The sequence below is a fragment of the Amycolatopsis sp. genome, from assembly GCF_025464955.1.
Lineage (GTDB): Bacteria > Actinomycetota > Actinomycetes > Mycobacteriales > Pseudonocardiaceae > Amycolatopsis.
On the sequence record NZ_JAODNM010000015.1, the window covers coordinates 77,845 to 101,570 of the forward strand.

The following is a 23,726-nucleotide window of genomic DNA, read 5'->3' on the forward strand; positions in this document are numbered from 1 at the left end:
CGACAGCACGTCCCGATGATTACCACCACGCATCATCTCGACGTGAATGCGCACACCCACGGTGTCCTCCCGAACTGGCTCAGCGGACAGTGCGCCGACGGGGTCCGGGACGGGACACGCTATGACCCTGAGCTTAGCGGCTCACACAGATCGTTACTCCACCATTCGGTCGAAGTGAAAAACCGTTATGCTGCACCGAATATCGGCGTGAGATAACAGCTGAGACCGATGCGCGTGCTGATTCCGGCGAATACGGTGACCAGCATCGTGTTCCCGCTTCCGGCAATTCACGTGGCACTTGCGGGCGACGTCGGCACCGGATCGGCGGCCCCCTCCGGGGGGCCAATGACGAAGGCCATCCCGCGGTGCCCCTCGCAGTGCGTCGAACGCACTGCGAGGGACACCATCAAGATGGCCTCAAGGGGTTTCCGGTGCTTGTGTAGTTGCTGCTCCGGTCGTATGGCGACCCGGCGTCAGCCGTCGGATCCCACCGACGGGAGGTAACCGCCCGGGACCTGGTCCGGCGAGAAGATCTTGTTCTCACCGGGGTAGGGCTGTGTCCACCCGTGCGTCTGGTACCACGTGAAGTGGTTCATCTGCGCGGGGTTGGCATAGTCGGCCGTGGCGTTCGGTCCGGTCAGGTGCTGCTGAGTGCTCCACTGCTGCCACGCGGCCGCTACTGCCTGCTTGTCCGCGGGCACCGTGGTCGACGGCGCGGACGCGGCGAACTGTGGCGCGACAGTGTCCGGACCGCAGGCCGGCTGGGTCTTGAGGCCCGCGGTCAGCGAAGTCTGGTTCGGTACGGCGTTGAACGGCGTGTAGTCGGGCTTCTTGGTGAACGCCGCCGCCATCGGGGTGGCCGCGCTGTCCTTCTGGTTCATCGGCTGGATCCCGAGGATCTGCTCGATGGTGCGGATCATCGTGATCTGCGAGTAGTAGTGGCTGTCGACGGTGGCGTGCTGGGCGTAGGGGCTGATGATCTGGATCGGGGCGCGGTGGCCGTCGACGTGGTCGAGACCGGCCTGGGAGTCGTCCTCGGCGATGAAGATCGCCGAGTCCTTCCAGTACGGGCTGTGCGTGATCGTGTCGACGATCTTGCCGACCGCGAGGTCGTTGTCGGCGACCTGGGCGGCCGGGCTCGGCGGGCCACCGGTGTGGTCGCTGGACAGCCAGAACATGTTCAGGTTGGCCGGTCCGGTCTTGGCGAAGTCGTTCTTCCAGATCTGGTACCGGTACTGGTCCGGGATGCTGGTGTCGAACTTCGGGAAGGCGGGCACCGTGACGGCGTTCAACGACGGGATCGGCGACGAGGTGGTCGTCGGGAGCGCGCTGGGCTCCCCGGTCGCCGCCATGTTCTTGGCATCGCAGTAGAAGCCCTGCCAACTCGCACCGGGCGGCGTGGTCTCGAACTGGTTGAACTCGCCGAAGTTCCGCACCGTCTTTCCGGCGGCCTCGGCGCCGGTCCAGATGAAGCCTGAACTCTGGTGGCCGAGAGCGTCGTCCTCGGTGTCGTAGCTGCGCAGGTACTCACCGGCCGAGGATTCGGTGTACTCCGGGTTGTCGGCCTGCATCAGCCAGTTGTGTCCCTCGGCGGAGTTCGTGCCGATGTCGTAGGTGTTGTCGTAGAGCCCGAACTGCTGGGTCAACGCGTGCTGGTTCGGGGTCACACTCTGGCCGAACTGGGCCAGCGCCGGATCGCCGTTGCCGGCCGGGATGTCACCGAAGAGCTGGTCGTAGGTCCGGTTCTCCTTGACGATCAGGAAGACGTGCTTGATCGTCGACGGGTCGCCGAGGCGCTGCGGGACCGGCACCGGCTTGATGTTTCCCGTGCCGTTGGACACCTGGACCGAGTTGGGGGTCCAGCCGTTCTGCTTGAAGACCTTGGCCGTGTCGGCCTTGATGACCCGGTCTTCCGGCAGCTGGAACTTCTCGACGCTTCCCGTCGTGTCATGGGTGCCGTGACCGGCGGCGGTCGTCGGCCGGCGGGCGTCGATGCCGCGCGTGTTGGAGATCAGCACGTCCTTGCCGACCGTGGTGACCGCCGTCGGGAAGTAGTCCGTCGGCAGCAGGCCGACGTAGCTCGCAGGCTCCTTCGGCTTGGTGTAGCGGTAGACGGCGAGCGCGTTGGCGCGCCCGAGCGTCACCAGCAGGTGACCGTCGTCGGTGACGGTGATCCCGTTGGGCTCGTAGCCGACGGTGGCCTCGGGCCACGGCTGGGTGGCAATGGTCTGGACGACCTTGTTGTTCGACGTGTCGATGACGGACACGTTGTTGCTGCTGGTGTTGGCGACGAACACCGTGCCGTTCTTGGCGTACATCGCCGTCGGGTGCAGCCCGACGTCGATGCTCTTCACCGCGGCGGCCGGGTTCGCCAGGTCGATGACGCTCACCGTGCCGGTGGTCGTGGCTCCGGTGACCGGGTCGGCCGGTACCTGGGTGTTGTAGGAGTTGATCGTGGTCTCGCCGGGCCTCGGCGCGCGCCCGCCCTCGTTGCTGACGTAGATCCTGGTACCGACCCTGACCATGTCACGCGGGGCGTTGCCCACGGTCCAGCTCTGCTGGATGTCCCCGGTCGCCGCGTTGATGGCGATCACGCGGTTCTGGCCGTTGACGGCGGCGTACACGTTCTTGCCGTCGGCCGAGAACAGTGCCTGCGCGGGCAGGCCATGCTTGGGCCCGTCCGCCGGGATCGAGACGAAGGTCGGGTTGGCGACGGTGCCGTCGGGGTTGACCGTGAACCGGCGGTAGCCGTCGGTCTGAGCCATCCACAGCGTCTTGCCGTCGGGGGAGTACGACGGTCCTTCCTGACCCACGTCGTTGCCGGGGATGCGCAGGTTCGCCGTCGCGGAGTTCCCGATGAGCTGCTGCACCTTCCAGCTCTTCAGATCCACGATGGTGAGCGCGATCCCGCCGTCGGTGGTCAGCGCGGCGAGGTGGGTGCCGTCCGGGCTGACCGCCGACGCCATGATCTTGCCGTTGTTGACGACGAGGCGATCACCGATCGGGTCGATGTACTGGTCGCTGGCGATGACCTGGCCCTGATCGGTGACCTGGCCGACCTGGTCGGTGCCGAACTGGCGCGTCGAGGCGGATGCGACGCCGGTGCCGGCGACGACGGCGACGATGGCGGTGCCGGCCGTGATGAGGCGTACCCGGCGGCCGATACGTCTGTGGAGAAGGCGGGTGCGGCCCTTCTCGACGCGCCGGCGGTTGCGCGTTACCTGCATTGGGTTATCCCTTCGGGGTGGTGGCAAGCAGTTCGACGTTCCCGTCGAACTGCCAGAGGGGGTTGGGTTGGTCCCCGATCGGGGTCCGCACCTGGAAGTAGCCGTTCACTTCCTTCGGTCCGTCGCCATCGGCGACGTACCGCCCATCAGAGGTGATGTCGAGTTGGTAGATGGCCGAACCGGTGGCCTCGACGTCGGGGAGATGCCAGGAGACGACGCAACGCCAGTCGTTGCCCGGCCCCTGGGCGTCGACCAGGCCGCCGCCCTTGGTGCACGCCGTCGTGGCGGCCAGTTGCGCCTCGGTGACGTCGGGGCGGTGGAGCTCCTGGGCCTGCACGCGGTAGAGGTGGGCGAACGCCGTGGCGACCGACTGCTGCACCTTGTCCTGCTCGATCCCGGAACCGGTGGCCGGCGTCGATGCGGCGATGATCCCTGTCGTGACAGCGACAAGGCCGACCAACGGCAGGGCTCCGGCGATGAGCGCGCGTCGCCCCGAGCTGTCGTGGGTGAGGTTGGTGAAGTCGCGTCGCAGGAAAAGCAGGTAGGCCAACGTGGTCGCGACAACAGCCCACACCAGGCTGATCCCGATGCTGATCAGCAGGGGGCCGGTCTGGGCCGGACTGGTGAACAGGCCGTTCCAGGCGATGAAGGCGTAGCTGGGCAGGGCGAGGCGTACGGCGACGGGTAGCGGCAGCATCTGGGCAAGCTGCATCGCGAGGGCGACAAGGGCGGGGAGGAGGAGACCCATCGGGGACCGTCCCAATGCGACGGACCCGAGCAGTCCGATCGCCGCGAGGGCCAGCGTCGGGGCGAGTACACAGACCCAGGCGAGCAGGACCGTCCCGGCGGTGTCCGCCGCTGTCAGCAGGTGGCCGTCGAGTCCGATCAAGGGCCGGCTGCCGACCGCCACGACCCCGCCGGCCGCGCTGGAACAGGAGAGCCCCGCCACGAGCACCAGGATGACGGTGAAGCTGGCCAATGCCTTTGTCACGAAGATCCGTCGATACGAGCGGACCGCGACCAGCAGGTGGCGCCAGGTACCGAGCCGGTCCTCGGAAGCGAACACGTCGCCCGCGATCACCGAGGTCAGCAGCGGGAGCGCGTAGGTGCCGGCGAAGCCGAGCATCACCAGCGATCCGGCCCACCCCGTGGCGTTCATCGAGCGGCCGAAGACGGTGTCGACGGGGAGCGAGCTTTGCTGGCTCACCACGGCGACGAAGAGCGCCGGAGCGATCCAGCAGGCAAGGAGGAGCACCCGTACCCGCCATTGGGCGAGCAGCTTGACCAACTCGAAGCGGTAGGCGCGCGCCGCCGGGGCACGGCGGGCAGCCGCGGTGTGCGCGTCGGTCATGGTCGCGGTCATCGGCTGCTTTCCTGCTGTTCGGTGAGGGCCTGCCGTTCGGTGAGGGCGAGGAACGCGGCCTCGAGCGGCGACACCACGGGGGCGAGCTCGCGCACCGCGATCCCCGCGTGGACGAGCCGCACCACCAGTTCGTCGAGGACGGGCACCTGCGCGCGCACCACGAGTACCTCAGTGTCCGCCCGGGTCCCGGCGTCAGCGCTGTCGACGATGCGAAGCCCAGACGTGTCGAGGGCCAGCTGCCGGGCTGCCTCCGGGTCGGAGGTCCGTAGCCGGTAGTCGAGTTTGCGGTTCTCGGCGGACAGCTTGCTCAGCGGACCGGAGAAGACGACGCGTCCGGTGGCGAGGATGGTGACCTCGGAGCACAGCGCCTCGAGGTCGTCCATGCGGTGGCTCGAGAGCACCACGGTGGTTCCGTCCGTCGCGAGCCGGTTGAGGACACGGTGTACGTGCTTCTTGCCGGCCGGGTCGAGTCCGTTGGAAGGCTCGTCGAGCACCAGCAGCCGGGGCTTGGTGAGCAGTGCGGCGGCGAGCCCGAGCCGTTGACGCATGCCGAGGGAAAAGCCCCGGACCCGGTCGTCGGCGACGTCGGTGAGCCCGACCTGGTCGAGCATGTCGTCGATCCCCGCCGGTCGCTCGTCGCTCCGGTGGAGGGCAGCCAGCGCTGCGAGGTTCTGCCTGGCGGTGAGCGAGGGGTAGAGGCCGGGGCCGTCCACGAAACCCGAGACACCGTCGGGTGCGTCCAGAGCCCGCCGGATCGGCGTACCCAGGATGTCCAGGCTGCCGTCGTCGGCGACGGCCAGTCCCAGCAGCAGACCGAGCAGTGTCGTCTTCCCTGCGCCGTTCGGGCCGACAAGCCCGTGGATCTGCCCCTGCGCGATGTCCAGGTCGATGCAGTCGAGCGCGACGACATCGCCGAACCTCTTGGTGATCCCGCGAGCCCGGACCGCGATGGGTGTGTCCATAGCGCGCTAGCCCTCATTTCGTCACGTGCGTGAGGAACCTAGGGCCGGCACATGACGTCGGCAGGCGTGCTTGGTGAACGGTCAGGGAACGGGAACCGACCGGCGTTCGCCACGCCGGTGAAATGCCCCGGTTAAACCCGATTCTTGCGTCGAATTAACCGTCCCTTTGCTTAATGGGTTTCGGGCGACGACGTTGCGGGGCGAATCTCGGAACCACCGGGGGATTCCCCGGTCGCAAGCCGGAATTTCGGCCCGATCGGGGTACCTCGGTGGCTGAAAGTAAGCGCTCGGCAAAAACTTAGCCTTACCTATTTGAGGCAAGCCTTACCTCGATTACGGTCGCTGGGGCGAGCCCCGCCCACTGCGCCGACAGTCAGGAAGCCAGCACCATGTCCGCCACCCAGATCACCCTGCTCGGCGCGATCGCCGGATTCACCATCTATCTCGGGCTCCCCCTCGGCCGCCTCCAAGCACCGATGCCCCGGGTGAAAGCGCTGCTCAACGCCACCGCGACCGGGATCCTGATCTTCCTGCTCTGGGACGTCCTCGCGCACGCCTGGGCACCCATCGACACCTCACTCGGCGCGCATCACATCGGCAGCGCCCTGGGCAACGGCGCCGTCCTCGCGGTCAGCCTCGGAATCGGTCTGCTCGGGCTGGTCTACTTCGACCAGGCGGCGAACGGCCGCCGGAAACCGGTCGCCCACGGTCCCGGCACCGCAGCGGTCGACGAACTCAGGGTCGCGACCGTGCGGGGTTCGGCTGGCCGGCTGGCGATGATGATCGCGATCGGGATCGGACTGCACAACTTCGCCGAAGGGCTCGCGATCGGCAGCGCCGCCGCCGGTGGCGAACTCAGCCTCGCCGTCCTGCTCGTGATCGGTTTCGGGCTCCACAACGCCACCGAGGGGTTCGGGATCGTCGCGCCACTGACCGGGCACCGTCCGTCCTGGGGCTACCTCGCCCTGCTCGGGCTCATCGGCGGCGGTCCGACGTTCGTCGGCACACTGGTGGGACAGCGCTTCGTCAACGACACGCTCTCGATCGCCTTCCTTGGGCTCGCCGCCGGATCGATCCTCTACGTCGTGGTCGAACTGCTCGCCGTCGCCCGCAAAGTCTCCTTCAAGACCATCACCACCTGGGGACTGTTCCTCGGGCTCGTCCTCGGTTTCGTGACCGACGCCGTTGTCACCGCGGCCGGCGCCTGAGCCCGTTGCCCGTCCGCGCAGCTCGTCCTGGCGCAGGATGTTCCTGATATTTGGTGGTTCTCCTGCTCTATCCGTGGGTCGGTGACGGTTGAGGGGCTGATTGGAGTCGCTGGTTGCGCTTTACTGCAGCGGAGACCGGGGCGCGTGGGCTGCTCGTGGAGCGGGTCCTCTGAAACCGAGATCGACTTCCCAAGCAGGCTCTACCGCCGGCCCGCCGGGGTGGACGCGACGGTGTTCAGCATCTCCAGCACGCTGTCGAGGTGTACGCGCATGGCCTGTTCGGCGCGATCGGGGTCACGCGCGCAGACCGCGTCGATGATCGCCCGGTGTTCGGGCAGCGACACCGACGGGCGGCCCGGTACCAGGGAGAGCCGGAACTGGTGGCGGACCAGCTGCCCGTGCAGCTGGTCGATGATCTTCGTCGCGGTCTCGTGGCTGGCGATGCGGCGGATGCTGCCGTGCAGCTGGGCGTTGAGGTCGGAATAGCCGAGCATGTCCATCTGCGCGACGGCGGCGCCCATCGCGTCGCCCAACTCCTTGAGCTCGGTGATCTCGTCGTCGGTGATCCGCTGGGCCGCCCGAGCCGCGACCAGGCCTTCGACGGCGCGGCGGATCTCGGTGATCTCGATGGCCTCTTCGGCGGAGATTTCCCGGACCCGGGCGCCGCGGTTGGGCTGAAGTTCGACCAGGCCTTCGGTGGCCAGCCGGGTGAGGGCGTTGCGCAGCACGAACCTGGTGGTGCCGTACAGCTGGGTCAGGTCGGTTTCGATGAGGCGTTGGCGCGGCGCGTACTCGCCGCGCAGGATCGCCGCGCGCAGCTCGTCGAACACCTCGCTCATCGGTGCGCCGATCGGCTGCCCCGGTTTGGCGCCGCAGGTACGCGAACCCTCATCTGGCTGGTACTCCTCATCCGTGTCGTCGCTGGTCGCACCATGGTAGGCAGCCGCCGCCACGTTCGTCAGCCGGCTCCAACGGTCTCGGGCCGGTCGCCTTTCTTGGCCAGCTGGACCAGTTGGTAGACCCGGGTCCTGATGTCGGCGAACTCCTGGGACGAGCGGGTCCGCAGTTGGTCGCGCTGGTCGGGTAGGTCGACCCGGATGTCTTCGAGCACGACGGTGGGCCGGTTGGACAGTACGAGGACGCGTTGGCCGAGGTAGACCGACTCGTCGATGTCGTGGGTGACGAAGAGGACGGTGACGCCGAGCTCACGCCACAGCGCGCGGACCAGGTCCTCGAGCTCGGCCCGGGTCTGGGCGTCGACGGCGGCGAACGGTTCATCCATCAGCAGCACGGTCGGCTCGTAGGCCACCGCGCGGGCGATGGCGACCCGCTGCTGCATGCCGCCGGAGAGCTGCCACGGATGGGCGTCAGCGTTTTCGGCCAGGCCGACCGCCTCCAGCGCCGCGTCGACCTTGGTGGACCGCTCTGCTCGGCCTAGTCCCTTTTCCTTCAACGGAAGTTCGACGTTCTTACGTACGGTCAGCCACGGGAACAGGCTGCGCCCGTACTCCTGGAACACCACGGCCATGCCGGGCGGCGGTCCGGTCACCGAGGTGCCGTCGAGGGTGATCGTGCCGCCCGAGACGTCGAGCAGGCCCGCAATGCATCGCAGCAAGGTGGTCTTGCCCGCGCCGGACGGGCCGACGATGCAGACGAACTCGCCACGGTCGACCCGGAAAGTAAGGTCCCGTACGGCTTCGACGCCGCGACCGTGCCCGGCGTAGGTCTTGGCCAGTCCGGCGACGTCGAGGGCGACGGTGCTCTGCTCCATGATGGTCACACTTCCCGTTCTGCCTGGCGCAACCCGCGATACCAGGCCATGGTTCTGAGTTCGACGAGTCGGAAGAGCCCGGACAGCGCGACCCCGATCAGCCCGAGCAGGATGATGCCGGTCCACATCTGCGGGATGGCGAAGCCGCGCTGGAACTGCACGATCGCCGCGCCGAGGCCGCGGTTGGCGCCGAAAAGCTCGCTGATGACCATGAGGATCACGCCGAGCGAGAGCGCCTGCCGGGCGCCGGTGATGATGAGCGGGCTCGCGCCACGCAGCACCACATGGCGCAGCGTCGACAGGCGGCCGAAGCGGTACGAACGGGCGGTGTCGCGCAGGACCTCGTCGACGGAGCGGACGCCTTCGACGGTGTTGAGCAAGACCGGCCATAGGCAACCCAGCGCGATCGTGACGACCTTCGTGGTCCAGTTCGTGTAACCGGCGAACAACGCGATCACCGGGATGAGCACCGGTGGTGGCAGCGCCCGGAAGAACTCCAGCGTCGGCTCGCACAGCGCGCGCAGGGTGCGGGACAAGCCGATTGCGGTGCCCGCGGCGATCCCGAGAACAACGGCGATCAGGTAGCCGGCCGCGAGGCGGGCCAAGCTGGGCAGCACGTCGTGCAGGATCGGGTCCGCGGTCCAGGTCTGCGGGAAAACCTGGACGATCGTGGACAGCGGCGGCCAGAAGTAGTTGGTGCTGCCGGCCGAAAGCAGCCACCACACCACGACGAGCCCGACGGGCAAGCCGAGGGCGAACACGATGCGCCGCAGCAGGTCGAGTGGTTTCACACGTCCCTCCGCACCGCGGTGTGCCAGCGCAGGACCCGGCGTTCGACGGCCCGCGCGGACGCGTTGACCGCGACGCCGATGATCCCGACGACGATCACCAGCGCGTAGGTGTCGGCCACCGCTCCCGAGCTCTGGGCGACACCGATCGAACGGCCGAGTCCCGGCACGCCGATGATCAGCTCCGCGGTGATCTGAAGGATCAGCGCCACGGCCGCGGCGAGTCGGAAACCCGTGACGACGTAAGGCAATGCGGTGGGCCAGATGACCGTGCGCACGATCGTCCAGCGCGAGAAGCGGTAGGACCGAGCCGTGTCACGCACGACCGGATCGACGTCGGCGACCCCGTAGAGCACCTGGACCAGCACCTGCCAGAACGCGGCGTACACGACCAGCACCAGCGCGGATTCCAGTTGGCTGCCGTAGATCAGCACGACCAGCGGGATCAGTGCGACCGAGGGAATGGGGCGCAGGAACTCGATCGTGGAAGCGGTGAGCGCCCGCAGCAGGGGCACGCCGCCGATCAGCACCCCCAGCACGACGCCGGCGACCATCGCGATGGCGAGGCCCAGCGCCCAGCCCCGCAACGTCTGGCCCAGCGCCACCCAGAAGTCGCCGGTGGTGAGCTGTCGGCCGAGGCTGCGCGCCATCGTGCTGAAGGGCGGCAGGAATCGGCGGTCGACGATGTCCAAGCGGGGCAACGCTTCCATGGCGGCGACCACCATCGCGAGCCCCAGCAGGCCGAGCGCGGGCCCGCGTCGGCGCTCGGCCCGTGGCGCACGGCCGATGGTCGTCATCGCGGAAGCAGGGCGTCGAGGTTGAGCGGCTTGGTGATCAATCCGTCCTTGCCTGCCAGGTCGCCCAGCAGCTGCACGGAGCCCCGGTCGACGGTGCCGGGCCACTTCGGCAGCACCAGGTTCTTCTGCACCGCCGGGTCGATCTTGGTGTAGGCGCTGAGGATGGCGCGGGCCTCGTCCGGGTGGGCCGTCGCATATTCCAGGGACTGTTTCATCGCCGCGGTGAAGCCGGTGACCACTTTGGCGTTCTGGGCGGCGAACTGTTGCGACGCGAAGTACATGCCGACAGTCAGGCCGGGGGCGGTGCCCGCAAAGTTGGAGACGACCTGCCGGTCGCCCTGCCCGGTGGCGATGGTCAGGAACGGCTCGACGACCTGCCCGGCGTCCACGTCGCCCTTGGCCACGGCCGCGGCGATGTCCGGGAACGGCAGCTCGACGTAGCTGATGCCGGCCGGGTCGCCACCGGCCTTCCGCACCACGTTGTCGATCGTCGTGGTGTTGATGTTCTTCAAGGTGTTGACGGCGACCTTCTTGCCGGACAGGTCCTTCGCGGTCTTGATCGGGCTGGTCGCCTTCACGATGACGGCGCCGAAGTCCCTGCCGTCCACTCCGGTGGACGCGACGCCGGGGGAGACCACCTTCAACGGCAGCCCCTGTGAGTTGGCCAGCAGCAGCGACGTGGTGTTGCTGAACCCGAACTGGTACTGGCCGCTGACCACGGCGGGCACGATCGCCGCCCCGCCCTGGGCGGTCTCCAGGGTGATGTCGAGTCCTTCCGTGTGGAAGAACCCCTTCTTGACGCCCAGGTAGATCGGCGCTACGTCGACGATCGGGATGACCCCGATCTTGACCTTCGTAATTCCTCCCGACGATGCGGGAGTGGTGCCCGATCCACCCCCGCAGCCGGCGGCCGCCAGCGCGGCGATGGCGACGGCGGCAACGAGCCAACGGCGGCGAATGGGGACCGGGACTGCGGTGTGCCGGGGCATGGGTCCTCCTGTGGGTGGAGCACCGGGGCGCTCGCGAGGTCGAGGAGACGAACGGTACACATATTGTCAACAATTATGAAGACAATCTTGACGACGAACTTGTGAGCGCGTAGATATTGACCTCGACGGACAGGAGCGCACATGCCAGCGCACTACGTGGTTCGGTCGGTCGATCGGGCCGACCCCGAGGTCATCGCCGCACTGCGAGCGGCGGGCGTCGCCGCGACGCACGAGGCGGCGGGCCGCACCGGGCTGCTCGGCCCGGCGGTGCAGCCGCGTCAACACGGGAGGGCGATTGCCGGATCGGCGATCACCGTGTCCTGTCACCCCGGCGACAACCTCATGATCCACGCCGCTGTCGAGGTGTGCCTGCCCGGCGACGTGCTCGTCGTCACCACGACGTCGCCGTCCACCGACGGCATGTTCGGCGACCTGCTGGCCACCTCGCTCATCGCCCGCGGCGTGGTCGGCCTGGTGATCGACGCCGGGGTCCGCGACATCGCGGCGTTGCATGTGCTCGGCTTCCCGGTCTGGTCGCGGGCCGTGCACGCGCAGGGCACGGTGAAAGCCAGCCCCGGCTCGGTGAACGTGCCGGTGATCGCCGCAGGGCAGCTCGTCCGGCCTGGCGACATCGTCGTTGCCGACGACGACGGCGTGCTGGCGCTGCCTGCGTCGACCGGCCGCGCCGTGGTCGACGCGGCGGCGCAGCGACTGGACAGCGAGCAGGCCAAGCGGGAAAAGCTGGCCGACGGCACCCTGGGCGTCGACCTGTACGACCTGCGCCCGCTGCTCGCGGACCTGGGTGTGCGTTACGTGGACCGGCTACCGCAGGACGGTGAGGCGTGACCGACGAAACCGGTGGGATCAGGTGCATGCAGCTGCGCGGCGGGAGTTCGAAAGGCGCCTACTTCCGGTACGGGGACCTGCCCGCCGACCCGGATGAGCGCAACGACCTGCTGCTGCGGATCATGGGCTCGCCGGACGACCGCCAGATCGACGGCATCGGCGGCGGGCACCCGCTCACCAGCAAGGTCGCGGTGATCACGCCGTCCACCGAGGACGGCACCGACGTCGACTACCTGTTCCTGCAGATCGTGCCGGACCGCGCCCTCGTCACCGACGCCCAGACCTGTGGAAACCTGCTTGCCGGGGTCGGCCCGTTCGCCATCGAACGCGGCATGGTCGCCGTCACCGGGGACACGACCACCGTGCGGATCCGGATCGTCAATCCCACGGTCAGCGTCGTCGAGGCCCAGGTGCAGACCCCTGACGGGCGAGTGCGCTATGACGGCGACACCGTCATGGCGGGCACGCCGTTTCCCGCGGCGCCGATCCACCTCGCGTTCCCGGGTGGCTCGAACCCGGTCTTCCCGACCGGCCGGCTCGTCGACGAGTTCGACGGCGTGCGGGCAACCTGTGGCGACGCGGGCATGCCGGTGGTGGTGCTGCGCGCTGCCGATCTCGGCATCGACGGCACCGAGGACCCCGTTGCGCTGGAGGGCGACCAGGCGTTGCGGTCCACTGTGGAGGGTGTCCGGCTTGCGGCAGGAAAGGCGATGGGCCTTGGCGATGTGCGGGAGACGACCGTCCCGAAGGTCACCATCGTGTCGCCGCCACGCCATGGCGGCACCGTCACCACCCGGACGTTCATCCCGCATCGGGTGCACGCCGCGATCGGGGTACTGGGCGCGGTTTCCGTCGCGGTGGCCGTGCGCACGCCGGGCACGGTCGCGGATCCCGCCGTCGGCCGGACCGTCCACATCGAACACCCGACCGGCACGTTCGACGTCACCGTCGACCTCGATCCCGAGGGCGCGGCGACCCGCGTGCGCCGCAGCACGGTCGTGCGCACTGCCCGCAAGTTGTCCGACGGCCTGGTGTGGCCCCGCAGTGGAAAGGCAGCCGGATGAGTCAACTCTCGCACGATCCGGACCGACGCCGCGACATCGCCCACGTCGGGCCGATCGAGCTGTACACGCCGGTACTGGACGCATCGCGCGACTTCTTCGTCGACGTGATGGGGCTGCGCGAGGTGCACCGTGACAGCGACTCCTCCTACCTGCACACCTGGGACGACTACCAGTCCTGGACGATACGGCTGATCCAGCGCGACCAAGCCGGTATCGGCCGTACCTACCTGCGTGCCGCCAGCCCGGCCGCCGTCGACCGGATCATGACCACAGTGGACGCAGCCGGTATCGGCCGCGGTGTCGTCACCGACGCGCACAACCTCGGCGAGGTCCACCTCTTCACCGACCCCGACGGGCACGAACTGGGTCTGTACTGGGAGGTCGACCGGTACCAGGCCGACGACACCGATCGCCCGGCACTGAAGAATCAAGCGGCTCGCTATCCCGGCAGGGGAGCGAACCTGCGCCGTCTGGACCACGTCAACTACCTCGCCGCCGACGTCCCCGCCACCGCCGCGTTCCTGCGCGACGTGCTCGGCGCGCGCTGCACCGAACAGATCGTCAAGGACGACGGCAGCCCACAGGCGATCTGGTACTCGCTGGGCAACAAGACCTACGACCTCGTCTACACCGAGGACTGGACAGGCCGCCGCGGCCGCCTGCACCACGTCGCGTTCGCGACCGACACCCGCGAGGAGATCCTCCGCGCCGCGGACGTCTGCCTCGACGCGGGCGTGCACATCGAGACGGGGCCGCACAAACACGCCATCCAGCAGACCTTCTTCCTCTACGTGTGGGAGCCCGGCGGCAACCGGATCGAGATCTGCAATGCCGGGGCCCGGCTCATCCTCGCGCCGGACTGGAACACGATCAGCTGGACCCGCGAGGAACGTGCCAAGGGCCAGGCGTGGGGCCTGCAGACGATCGAGACCTTCCACACCCACGGCACACCGATCGTCGATTGAGTGAAGGAGTCCGCCGTGTCCCCCTCTGTGCGCATCGCCGTGCTCGGCTTCGGCGAGGCGGGTGGCGAGCTGGCCCGCGACCTCGTGGCGGCTGGTGCCGACGTCCGTGGCTTCGACCCTCTCGTCGCCGCACCTCACGGCGTCGAGTCCCGCCGCGACGACGCCGACGCGGTGCGCGACGCCGACCTCGTGCTCAGTGTCAACAGCTCCCATGACGCCATTCCCGCGCTGGACAACGCTTTGTCCGCGCTGTCGGCCGGAACCCTGTGGGCCGACCTCAACACCGCAGCGCCGTCGGTGAAAGCGACCTTGGTCGAGCGGCTGACCGGCCGGTCGGTCCCGGTGGTCGACGTCGCGCTGATGAGGCCGGTGCCTGGCAACGGGTTGCGCACGCCGATGCTCGTCTCGGGCGAGGGCGCCGACCGTTACGCCGAGATCCTGGTGCCCTTCGGCGCCGACGTTACCGTCCAGCCGGGTCCGGCCGGTGCGGCGATCTCCCGGAAGCTGTTGCGCAGCGTGTTCTACAAGGGACTTGCCGCCGCGGTCGTCGAGGCCGTCGCCGCGGCCGAGGCGGCCGGTTGCGCGCCCTGGTTGCGGGACGACATCAGCGCCGAGTTGGCCGGTTTCGATGAGCGCACGATCGATCGCCTCATCGACGGTACGCGCCGGCACTCCCGACGCCGCGCGGACGAAATGGCCGCGGCTTGCGAGCAGCTGAAGGAACTCGGTGTCCCGGCCCGGGTCGCCGCCGCCGCCCGCGACCTGCTCATCGAGCTGCGAGACCAGGAGGCGCCGGCGTGATCATCGACTGCCACGGCCACTACACGACCGCACCCGCCGCCCACACCGCCTGGCGGGAATCCCAGCAGGTGGCGTTCGGGGCCGGACGGCCGACGCCGGCGTATCCCTCCATTTCGGACGAACAGCTGCGCGATTCCCTTGAGGACAGCCAGCTGCGACTGATGCGGGAACGCGGCGTCGACCTCACCATCTTGTCTCCCCGCGCATCCGCCATGGGCCATCACTTCGGCGACGAAAGCGTCAGCGCCGCATGGGCCCGCGCCTGCAACGACCTCATCGCCCGCGTCGTGTCCCTCTACCCGGACCACTTCATCGGTGTCGGCCAGCTACCGCAGTCCCCGGGCGTCCCGATCGCCAACGCCGTCGCCGAACTGCGCCGCGGTGTCGAAGAACTGGGATTCGTCGGGTGCAACCTCAACCCGGATCCGAGCGGTGGGCATTGGACGTCCGCGCCGCTAACCGACCGGAGCTGGTATCCGCTCTACGAGGCGATGGTCGAACTCGACGTTCCCGCCATGGTGCACGTCTCCGCGGTCACCAACCCGAACTTCCACGCCACCGGGTCGCACTACCTCAACGCCGACACCACCGCGTTCATGCAGCTGCTGGAGGCTGACCTGTTCCGGGACTTCCCCGAGCTGCGGCTGGTCATCCCGCACGGCGGCGGAGCGGTGCCGTACCACTGGGGCCGGTTCCGCGGACTCGCCGACATGCTCGACCGCCCACCGCTGAGCGAAGCGTTGCTGTGCAACGTCTTCTTCGACACCTGCGTCTACCACCAGCCCGGCATCAACCTGCTCTTCGACGTCATCGACCTCGACAACATCCTGTTCGGCTCGGAGATGATCGGGGCCGTCCGCGGCATCGATCCGCAGACCGGCCAGTACTTCGACGACACTCGCCGCTACGTCGACGCGCTCGGCCTGAGCCCAGCCGACCAGCAGAAGGTCTACGAGACCAACGCCCGTCGCGTCTACCCACGGTTGGACGCGGTACTGAACGCCCGCGCTCTCTGATCATGGGCGGCACTACTTCCTCGTGGACGGCTTCCAGCTGAGCAGCCGAAGGTTCACCGCGTTCGCCATGGCCTGCATGCCGATCGCGTTCGGGTGGAGGAGATCACCCGAGTCGTAGGCGGCGGTCAGGGCGTGTGGATTGGCCAGGTCGGCCATGGCCTGGTCGAAGTCGACGACGCCGTCGAAGGCACCACCGGTGCGGATCCAGGTGTTCACGGCTTGGCGAATGGCCTCACTGGTGGTGTTCTCGCGGTCGGGCATGATGGTTCCGCCGATGAGCCGGACCCCGGCCCGGTGCGCCTGCGTGATCAGCTGCTGGTAGCCGGTGATCAGGTCCTGGGCGGTCAGCGTGCCGCCGGCGGTGTTGACCTTGGCGTGCAGGTCGTTGACGCCTTCGAGCAGGAGCACGGTCCGCACGCCGGGTTGGCCGAGCGCGTCGTGCGTGAACCGCTTGAGGGCGCTGACGCCCTGCCAGATGTTGGGCACGTCGGTGAGCGCCCGGTTGCCGCCGATGCCGGCGTCGACGACACCCATCGGTGTGCCTGCGGCGGACAGCCGTCGGGCCAGATCGTCCGGCCAGCGCTGGTCGGCGCCGATCGGAGTGTTGAAGCCGTCGGTGATGGAGTCGCCGAACGCGACTACGGTGCCACGTGCCGCGGTCGGCACGAGGTCCATGCCGGACAGGTAGTACCAGGAAGTTGTGGTGGGGTAGTGCGCGTTGCCGTCGTCACGTGAGTAGTTGCCGGCCACGGAGACGTAGCTGGTGTCGAAGGCCTGCGAGTGAAAGTTCGCAGAGCTGGTCGCGTCTGGCAGGTAGACGCTGGCCAACAGGTTTCGCCGGCGCCGACCGTCATCGGAACCGGGTCGCTGACCGCCTCCGCGCCGACGGCGATAGTAGGTGGCGATCCCCGTCGTCTCTCTCGTGCGACTGCTGGCTTGTTTCCGTTCGGCAACTCTTCGGCGACCCAGGCGCCGGTCAACTGGGTGGACCCATTCATCGGATCCCTGACGTAAGTGCGCCCAGTGACTGTTGTGCTGACTTTAGGCCTAATACCGGGACAGGTTTCACGACAACCCTTGACTTCTGCCCTAACTCGACGGAACTCTGTGATCAACGTGCTTTGCTCTGAGTCTGAGGTCTCCCGGGTTCGCGATGTGGCGGCCCAGGCTCACCCTGGGTCCCCGACGGAGGTTCCTCATGGCCCACGCGCATTCGGCTCGCCGTCGTCGCACCGCTCTGGTTGTTGCCGCGCTCAGTGGGCTCTCGTTCGTGGTGGCGGCCGGTCCGCCGGCTACCGCGGCCGCGGCGCCCGGCACGCCGATCTACCGCGACACGCACTACAGCTTCGCCGAACGCTCGGCGGATCTGGTGTCGCGCATGACGTTGCCGGAGAAGGTGGAGCAGCTGCACACCAACAACGCGCCGGCCATTTCGCGCCTGGGAGTGCAGCAGTACACCTACTGGAGCGAGGGCCAGCACGGGCTGAATCGGCTCGGAGGCGACGCCGGTGGAGGTGGCCAGGGCGACGTCGACAACGTGCACGCGACGAGCTTCCCGGTGAACTTCGCCGCGTCGATGTCGTGGGACCCGAGCCTGACCTACGCCGAGACGACGGCCGTTTCCGACGAGGCACGCGGGTTCCTGGACAAGTCACTGTTCGGTACCGGGCAGAACAACATCGGCCCGGACGTGAACGAATACGGTGACCTGACCTACTGGGCGCCGACGGTCAACCTCGACCGCGATCCGCGCTGGGGCCGCACCGACGAGGCGTTCGGCGAGGACCCGTACCTGGTCTCGCAGATGGCCGGCGCGTTCGTAAACGGCTACCAGGGCAACAAGATGGACGGTACGCCGTCGACTCCGTACCTGAAGGTCGCCGCCACGATCAAGCACTACGCCCTGAACAACGTCGAGAACAACCGGCTGTCGGGCGACTCGGCAACGACCGAGGCCGACCTGCACCAGTACTACCTCAAGCAGTTCCAGTCGTTGATCGAGGACGATCACGCCAGCGGGCTGATGACCTCCTACAACGCGATCGACGGAACTCCCGGCGCGGTCAACACCTACACCGTGAACCAGTTGGCGCAGCGTACGTTCGGGTTCAGCGGCTACACGACGTCGGACTGCGACGCGATCGAGACGGCGTGGAAGCCGCCGCCGGGCGGGCACCTGTGGGCGGCGCCGGGCTGGCAGGCATCCGTTGTCAACGCGCAGGTCGTCTGGACGAACACCACGACCGGCGCGAAAGTCCCGGCGGCCGCCGGTGCGGAGGCGTACGGGCTGCGTGCCGGGACCCAGCTGAACTGCACGGGTGACCAGGCGACGCTCACCAACATCCAGGCCGCCATCGACGCGGGCATCCTGTCCGAAGGTGTGCTCGACACCGACCTCGTCAAGCTGTTCACCATGCGGATGGCCACGGGTGAATTCGACCCGGCGGGCCAGGTCGGCTACACGAAGATCGACAAGTCCGTCATCGAAAGCCCGGCCCACCAGGCACTCGCGACGAAGGTCGCGGACAACTCCATGGTGCTGCTGAAGAACGCTCCCGTGGCGGGCGGCACCACGCCGCTCCTGCCGCTCGACCCGGCGAAGACCTCGAAGGTCGTCGTCCTCGGCGACCTGGCGAACACGGTGACGCTCGGCGGCTACAGCGGCGAGCCGACGCACACGGTGAACACCGTCGAGGGCATCAAAGCCGCGCTGCCTGGTGCGTCGGTGGTGTTCGATGCGGCGGGCACGTCGACTACGGCTACCGGGCCGGCGGTACTGAGCGACGTCACGAAGGCGGCCATCTCCTCCGCCGATCTGGTCCTGGTCTTCGCCGGCACGGACCACTCGACGGCGCACGAAGGCACTGACCGTTCGACGCTCGCCCTGCCCGGCAATTACGGTTCGCTGATCGACCAGGTCAGCGCACTCGGCAACCCGCGCACGGCGCTTGCGTTGCAGACGCTCGGCCCGGTCGAACTCGGCGCGGTGCAGTCGAAGGTCCCGGCCATCGTGTTCAGCGGCTACAACGGGCAGAGCCAGGGCACCGCGCTCGCCGACGTGCTCTTCGGCAAGCAGAATCCGGATGGGCACCTGGACTTCACCTGGTACCAGAACGACGCGCAGCTGCCGCCGATGCAGAACTACGGGCTGAACGCGGCCAGCACGGGGGGAATCGGGCGTACGTACCAGTACTTCACCGGCGCTCCCAGCTATCCGTTCGGATACGGACTGAGCTACAGCGCGTTCAGCGTTTCGAACGTGGCGGTCGATCGCCGGTCGGTGTCGGCGGACGGCACGGTGAAGGTGAGCCTCGATGTGAAAAACACGGGGCAGCGTAAGGGAACCACCGTCCCGCAGCTGTACGTGGCCGATCCGGGTGCGGGCACCGGTGACGTGCCCCAACAGCAGCTTGCCGGGTTCCAGAAGACCCGGGAGCTGAACCCGGGGGAGTCGCAGCACGTCGTACTACCGGTGAAAATCAGCGACCTCGCGCTGTGGGACACGGCGCATTCGCGCGAGACGGTCACCGCCGGCACCTACCAGTTCCGTGTGGGCACCGACGCCGCGGCGATCGTCGCCCACCAGGACGTGCAGGTGAGCGGTACACCGGCCCCGCGCGTGCGGTACGTGACGGTCCAGCCCGAGAGCGTCGTGTACCACCCCGGACAGAGCATCGACCTGACCGGCGCGAACCACTGGCTGGCCGACGACACCAACCCGGCCGAGCAGCCCGACCGCGACCTGAGCATCAAGGCGGACAAGGTGGTCGAGGCGGTCAACGCCGATCAGTCGTTTGTAGACCTCAAGAACGCGCACGTCACGTACCGCAGCAGCAATCCGGCTGTCGTGAGTGTGGACAACAAGGGTGTGGTCCACGCGATCAAGGACGGCGTCGCGACGATCACCGCCACCGTGAACGGGGTCTCCGGTTCGGCCCCGATAGTCGTCCAGGGGACGCTCACGAGCACCGCGCCGTTGATCTTGGCGTCGGGCGGCAAGGGCACGGCCACCACTACGTTCACCAACGGCGATGCGCGCGAGGTGCGCGGGCTCGCCGTGAAGATCGCAGTGCCCGGCGGCTGGACGGCCACGCCGACGACGCCGACCAATTGCAACCGCGTGCCACCGGGTTCGTCGATCACGGTGAAGTGGACGCTCGAGGCAGGGCCGGGCGTCGGTCCCGGCACCGCTGGAATCGGCTTCACGGCGACGTCCAGCGCCGGGACGTTCACCTCGTCCGCGGCAGTCAAGGTGCCTTACGGTTCAGTGGCGGCGGCGTACGACAACACGGGCATCAGTAACGACAACGCGCCGCCGGCCGGGGCGTTCGACGGCAAGGGACTGAACTACTCCGCGCAGGCGCTCGCCGCGGCCGGGTTCGCGCCGGGGAAGGCGGCCACCGCGGGCGGGATCGACTTCTCCTGGCCACAGCCGAATGTCGGAGACAACATCATCGCGGGCGGGCAGGTACTGCCGGTGAGCGGTTCGGGCCGGGTGCTCGGCTTCCTCGGCTCCAGCGCCTTCGGCAATGCCTCGGGTCCGGGCACCATCGTGTACACGGACGGCACTACGCAGGGCTACACACTGTCCTTTGCTGACTGGTGGTCGGGCAGCGCGTCACCCGGTACGTCCGTCGCGGTCACCACGCCGTACGTCAATACCGGGGCGACCAGTGCGCGGCAGGACCAGCCCGCGCACGTGTACCTCGCCTGGGCGGCACTGGATCCGGCCAAGACGGTGCGGTACGTGATCCTGCCCGACGCCGCGCAGAACCAGGCAACGGGCAACCCGGCGATGCACGTGTTCGCCGCGGGTATCGGACAGGGGACCGATGCCTCCGCGATCGTCGGCGTCGACTTCGGCAACCCGGACGCCCCACACGGGGCGAGGGTGCAGGATGGCGGCGACGGGCGGACCATCGCCACCACCGCCGGCGGACTGCCCGCGCGCACCACGACGGGTGCCAGTTCGCCGTTCGTGTACGTCGATCTCGACGACGGCGTGGTTCCCGGTGGCACCTACCAGGCCACCGCGGACGTCAGCTACTTCGACCACGGCACGAGTAGCTGGAACATCCAGTACGACTCGTTCGCGGATGTGCCGAACAACGCCTACCGCGGTTCGGCGCAGGTCACCAACACCGGCACCGACACCTGGAAGACCGCGGAGATCCCGCTGCCGGACGCCTCGTTCGCCAACCGGGAAAACAACCACTCCGACCTGAGACTGAACATCGGCACCGGCGGCCAGGCGATCGGCCGGATCGCCTTCACCGTCAGCGGCAGCGGTGTCGTGCCGATTCACCTCGTCGCGGGGCAGCCGACTGTTCCCACGGTGACGCAACAGCCCGCGGATGTGAGCGTGTCGCCTGCCTCGGATGCCACCTTCATCGCCTACGCGGTCGGCGACCCGTCGCCACAGGTGCACTGGCAGAGCATGTCTCCCGGCGGGGAGTGGACGGATATCCCGGCGGCGACGTCGACCACGCTGACCGTGACGAAACCACCGACCTCCGCCGACGGCACCCGGTACCGCGCGGTGTTCGTGAACCTGGCCGGCTCGACGACCAGCGATGCGGTCACCTTGCACGTCCAATAGGAATCGCCTGTTCCCTGCCGGCCGTGCCGCCCGCCCGCCCGCGGGCGGCTCGGCAGGGTGACTGGGCGACAGGTGAAGCAGCGCAGGCCGGTGAGGCAGTGCAAGCCGGTGAGGCAGTGGCCCGCGGCCTGGATCCGACGGGGATGGTCGGCGTGTGACGCGCCCGAGAACATTTTTCACGACAGGGGAACAGTCGAGAATTTTTGACGGTAAATGATCAAAAGTGCGCCACAAAAGTGCTCTTCGGCAAAGGGATGAAGGGTCCTGGTGGGTTTTCGGTGGACGGGGTAGAACGGTTGATGCGCGGCTGCAATGTGACAACCCAAGATTTGGAGTCATCATGGCCGATCCCAGCACGAACCGCACTCCGGTGGACCTCGATCGGGTCCGCACTGAACTCGCCTCCACGGGTCATCCGTGGATCATGGGTGAGACCACCATGACCATTCTCGACGAAACTCAGCGCGGAATTCGACTCGGTGTCCCGCTTCCGCCGGAAAATGAGCGCCGGCAACTGGAATCGCACGCGAAGACGATCGCCGCGAGCCAGGCCGCGCGGACCACCGCGGTAGCCGGGACCGGCGTGGGCGCGCAGTTCGACGGGCGCGACGTCGGTGGCGCGAATTACGTCACACCAGTCAAGGATCAGGGTGACTGCGGTTCGTGTGTCGCTTTCGGAACTGTGGGCGCGATGGAGACCGTCGCCGCTTACACTCGCGGACAGCCGGGCCTTCAGCTCGATCTTTCCGAAGCGCATTTGTTCTACACTCACGGCGCGAACGACAATGCCACTTGCGACACTGGCTGGATGCCCGACCGTGCGCTGAAAGCGTGCCATGACGTCGGCATCACGTATGAGAATTATTTCCCGTATAGCCCGCGGAATCGTGCCGGTGCTGTTCTCAGCGCCGATTGGCCCAACCGCCTGGCGACCATCCCGTCCTACGGCTCGCTGACCGGCAACCCGGCCGCAATGAAGGAGCAGATCAGCGCACGCGGCGCGATCGTCGCCTGTCTCCTCGTCTACCAGGACTTCTTCTCCTACCACAGCGGCGTCTACCGCCACGTGACCGGCGAGCTCGCCGGCGGCCACTGCGTCACCCTCGTCGGCTACGACGACAACCAGGGGTGCTGGATCGCGAAGAACAGCTGGAGTACCGGTTGGGGAGACAGTGGATTCTTCCGGATCGCGTACGGCGAGTGCGCCATCGAGACCTGGCAGGTCGAGCAAGTCGGCGCTGTCAACCTGCGCTCGTGGACCGGCTCGACGCCGGTGCTCGGCCTGTGGAGCAACGACTCCGACCGCAATACCTGGGCGTACCTGCAGAACCTCGGCTGGCTGCACCTGGCTGCCGACGACGAGGCGATCAACAAGGCGATGCTCATCGAGTTGGTCGCCGCGAAGCAGGGCGGCCGTCCGGTCAACGCGTTCAACAACAACGGCACGATCATCGAAACCTACGTCTTCTAGGAGCGCCACGATGGCCATATCGACCACTCCGACCGGCGTGCCGGCCCCGGCGGCGCCGTCCGCCGGTGCCAGCCCCGACACCGCACCGCAACCGCTCACCCCGGACCAGCTGACCTCGACGAGCGCCACCATCACGGCCCCGTCGGCCGCGGAGCCGGTGCTCAGCCCTCCCGGCACGCCGCAGGCTGTGTCCGCCGGCAGCGCTGCCGCCGCCGCGTGGCAGTCGAACAAGAAGGTCCTCGCGCTCTGGACCAACAACTCCGACCGCAACAGCTTCGCCTTCGTCGAAGCGATCGGCTGGAAACGGCTGGCGACCAACAGTGACAGCGTGCACGAAGCGCTGCTGATGCTCGCCACCTCAGGCCGGCTGGCGGGCTCGGTCACCTACCCGGAGGCCGGCGACGGCCTCATCCACGAGATCTATCTCTGGTAAGTCCGGCGGTGTGACCACGCCGTGAACGCGCTCGTGGCTCCACCGGGCCGCGAGCGCGCCGACCTATCTACCGAGCGGGAGACCCGGATGCAGGTGGTCACGATCGAAGACGACAACGGCACCCTGGCACTGACGCTGGGTGACGAGTTCGAAGTCCGTCTGCCCGAGAACGCCGGCACCGGCTACGTGTGGCACCTGGACCTGCTCGACCCGCCGTTGCGCGTCGTCGAGGAGGCGGTGAAGCCGGCACTGGGACAGGCCGGAGCCACCGGTGAACACTGGTTCCGGCTGCACGCCGAACGGTCAGGGGACACGACCGTCGAGGCGAAGTTGGTGCGGCCGTGGGCCACCGACAGCGTGGCACGCCGGTTCCGGTTGGCCGTGCGGGTGCGTTAGGCCGTGTCCCGCGGATACCGCGACCATAGA

Annotated in this window: 19 protein-coding genes; 10 read left to right on the forward strand and 9 right to left on the reverse strand. The window is 68.0% G+C overall.

What is annotated here, in order from left to right; genetic code table 11:
* Positions 1-473: 473 nt before the first annotated feature.
* The 3 genes from JWQ81_RS01910 to JWQ81_RS01920 are packed head-to-tail and all read right to left on the reverse strand — an operon-like array spanning position 474 to position 5,552.
* Positions 474-3,227, reverse strand: coding sequence for an alkaline phosphatase family protein (locus tag JWQ81_RS01910; RefSeq protein WP_297536990.1), 2,754 nt, complete (start codon positions 3,225-3,227; stop codon positions 474-476).
* 4 nt (positions 3,228-3,231) lie between these two features.
* Entirely contained in the window at positions 3,232-4,590 is a 1,359-nt protein-coding gene (locus JWQ81_RS01915) for an ABC transporter permease (RefSeq protein ID WP_297536991.1), read from the reverse strand.
* Positions 4,587-5,552, reverse strand: coding sequence for an ABC transporter ATP-binding protein (locus JWQ81_RS01920; protein ID WP_297536992.1), 966 nt, complete (start codon positions 5,550-5,552; stop codon positions 4,587-4,589). The genes JWQ81_RS01915 and JWQ81_RS01920 overlap by 4 nt, the downstream gene beginning before the upstream one ends.
* Positions 5,553-5,941: 389 nt before the next feature.
* Between JWQ81_RS01920 and JWQ81_RS01925 the strand changes: the two genes are divergently transcribed.
* Positions 5,942-6,760 (forward strand): ZIP family metal transporter, encoded by an 819-nt coding sequence (locus JWQ81_RS01925; RefSeq protein WP_297536993.1) that lies wholly within the window; start codon positions 5,942-5,944, stop codon positions 6,758-6,760.
* 200 nt (positions 6,761-6,960) lie between these two features.
* On the opposite strand, the gene JWQ81_RS01930 is transcribed toward JWQ81_RS01925, so the two are convergent.
* From JWQ81_RS01930 to JWQ81_RS01950, 5 genes are read right to left on the reverse strand one after another with little or no spacing between them, the layout of a single operon-like run.
* A complete protein-coding gene (locus JWQ81_RS01930; protein ID WP_297536994.1) occupies positions 6,961-7,713 on the reverse strand; it encodes a GntR family transcriptional regulator in 753 nt (250 codons plus the stop codon).
* A gap of 5 nt (positions 7,714-7,718) precedes the next feature.
* The gene (locus JWQ81_RS01935) at positions 7,719-8,531 is read right to left on the reverse strand and encodes an ABC transporter ATP-binding protein (protein ID WP_297536995.1); all 813 of its coding nucleotides are present in this window, start codon (positions 8,529-8,531) and stop codon (positions 7,719-7,721) included.
* A 5-nt stretch (positions 8,532-8,536) separates the two neighbouring features.
* Entirely contained in the window at positions 8,537-9,322 is a 786-nt protein-coding gene (locus JWQ81_RS01940; RefSeq protein WP_297536996.1) for an ABC transporter permease, read from the reverse strand.
* A complete protein-coding gene (locus tag JWQ81_RS01945) occupies positions 9,319-10,116 on the reverse strand; it encodes an ABC transporter permease (protein WP_297536997.1) in 798 nt (265 codons plus the stop codon). Before JWQ81_RS01945 ends, JWQ81_RS01940 begins: the two co-directional genes overlap by 4 nt.
* On the reverse strand, positions 10,113-11,105 hold the full coding sequence (locus JWQ81_RS01950; protein ID WP_297536998.1) for an ABC transporter substrate-binding protein: 993 nt from the start codon (positions 11,103-11,105) through the stop codon (positions 10,113-10,115). Before JWQ81_RS01950 ends, JWQ81_RS01945 begins: the two co-directional genes overlap by 4 nt.
* A 141-nt stretch (positions 11,106-11,246) precedes the next feature.
* Here JWQ81_RS01950 and JWQ81_RS01955 point away from each other — a divergent pair, with 141 nt between their 5' ends.
* The 5 genes from JWQ81_RS01955 to JWQ81_RS01975 are packed head-to-tail and all read left to right on the forward strand — an operon-like array spanning position 11,247 to position 15,797.
* Positions 11,247-11,951, forward strand: coding sequence for a 4-carboxy-4-hydroxy-2-oxoadipate aldolase/oxaloacetate decarboxylase (locus tag JWQ81_RS01955; protein ID WP_297536999.1), 705 nt, complete (start codon positions 11,247-11,249; stop codon positions 11,949-11,951).
* A complete protein-coding gene (locus JWQ81_RS01960) occupies positions 11,948-13,015 on the forward strand; it encodes a 4-oxalomesaconate tautomerase (protein WP_297537000.1) in 1,068 nt (355 codons plus the stop codon). The genes JWQ81_RS01955 and JWQ81_RS01960 overlap by 4 nt, the downstream gene beginning before the upstream one ends.
* On the forward strand, positions 13,012-13,980 hold the full coding sequence (locus JWQ81_RS01965) for a VOC family protein (protein WP_297537001.1): 969 nt from the start codon (positions 13,012-13,014) through the stop codon (positions 13,978-13,980). The genes JWQ81_RS01960 and JWQ81_RS01965 overlap by 4 nt, the downstream gene beginning before the upstream one ends.
* A gap of 15 nt (positions 13,981-13,995) precedes the next feature.
* Positions 13,996-14,781, forward strand: a complete 786-nt coding sequence (locus tag JWQ81_RS01970; RefSeq protein WP_297537002.1) for an NAD(P)-dependent oxidoreductase — start codon at positions 13,996-13,998, stop codon at positions 14,779-14,781.
* A complete protein-coding gene (locus JWQ81_RS01975; RefSeq protein ID WP_297537003.1) occupies positions 14,778-15,797 on the forward strand; it encodes an amidohydrolase family protein in 1,020 nt (339 codons plus the stop codon). The genes JWQ81_RS01970 and JWQ81_RS01975 overlap by 4 nt, the downstream gene beginning before the upstream one ends.
* 12 nt (positions 15,798-15,809) lie before the next feature.
* Here the strand turns inward: JWQ81_RS01975 and JWQ81_RS01980 are convergent, their stop codons facing one another.
* The gene (locus JWQ81_RS01980; RefSeq protein ID WP_297537004.1) at positions 15,810-16,625 is read right to left on the reverse strand and encodes an SGNH/GDSL hydrolase family protein; all 816 of its coding nucleotides are present in this window, start codon (positions 16,623-16,625) and stop codon (positions 15,810-15,812) included.
* Positions 16,626-16,995: 370 nt separating this feature from the next.
* Here JWQ81_RS01980 and JWQ81_RS01985 point away from each other — a divergent pair, with 370 nt between their 5' ends.
* The 4 genes from JWQ81_RS01985 (at position 16,996) to JWQ81_RS02000 (ending at position 23,696) form a co-directional block, all read left to right on the forward strand.
* Positions 16,996-21,396 carry a glycoside hydrolase family 3 C-terminal domain-containing protein gene (locus tag JWQ81_RS01985; RefSeq protein WP_297537005.1) on the forward strand — a complete coding sequence of 1,467 codons (4,401 nt, stop codon included), beginning with the start codon at positions 16,996-16,998 and terminating at the stop codon, positions 21,394-21,396.
* A gap of 340 nt (positions 21,397-21,736) precedes the next feature.
* Positions 21,737-22,867, forward strand: a complete 1,131-nt coding sequence (locus JWQ81_RS01990) for a C1 family peptidase (protein WP_297537006.1) — start codon at positions 21,737-21,739, stop codon at positions 22,865-22,867.
* 10 nt (positions 22,868-22,877) lie between these two features.
* A complete protein-coding gene (locus tag JWQ81_RS01995) occupies positions 22,878-23,300 on the forward strand; it encodes a hypothetical protein (RefSeq protein ID WP_297537007.1) in 423 nt (140 codons plus the stop codon).
* A gap of 21 nt (positions 23,301-23,321) precedes the next feature.
* Complete coding sequence (locus tag JWQ81_RS02000; protein ID WP_297537008.1) at positions 23,322-23,696, forward strand: protease inhibitor I42 family protein; 375 nt, start codon at positions 23,322-23,324, stop codon at positions 23,694-23,696.
* Positions 23,697-23,726: the final 30 nt, after the last annotated feature.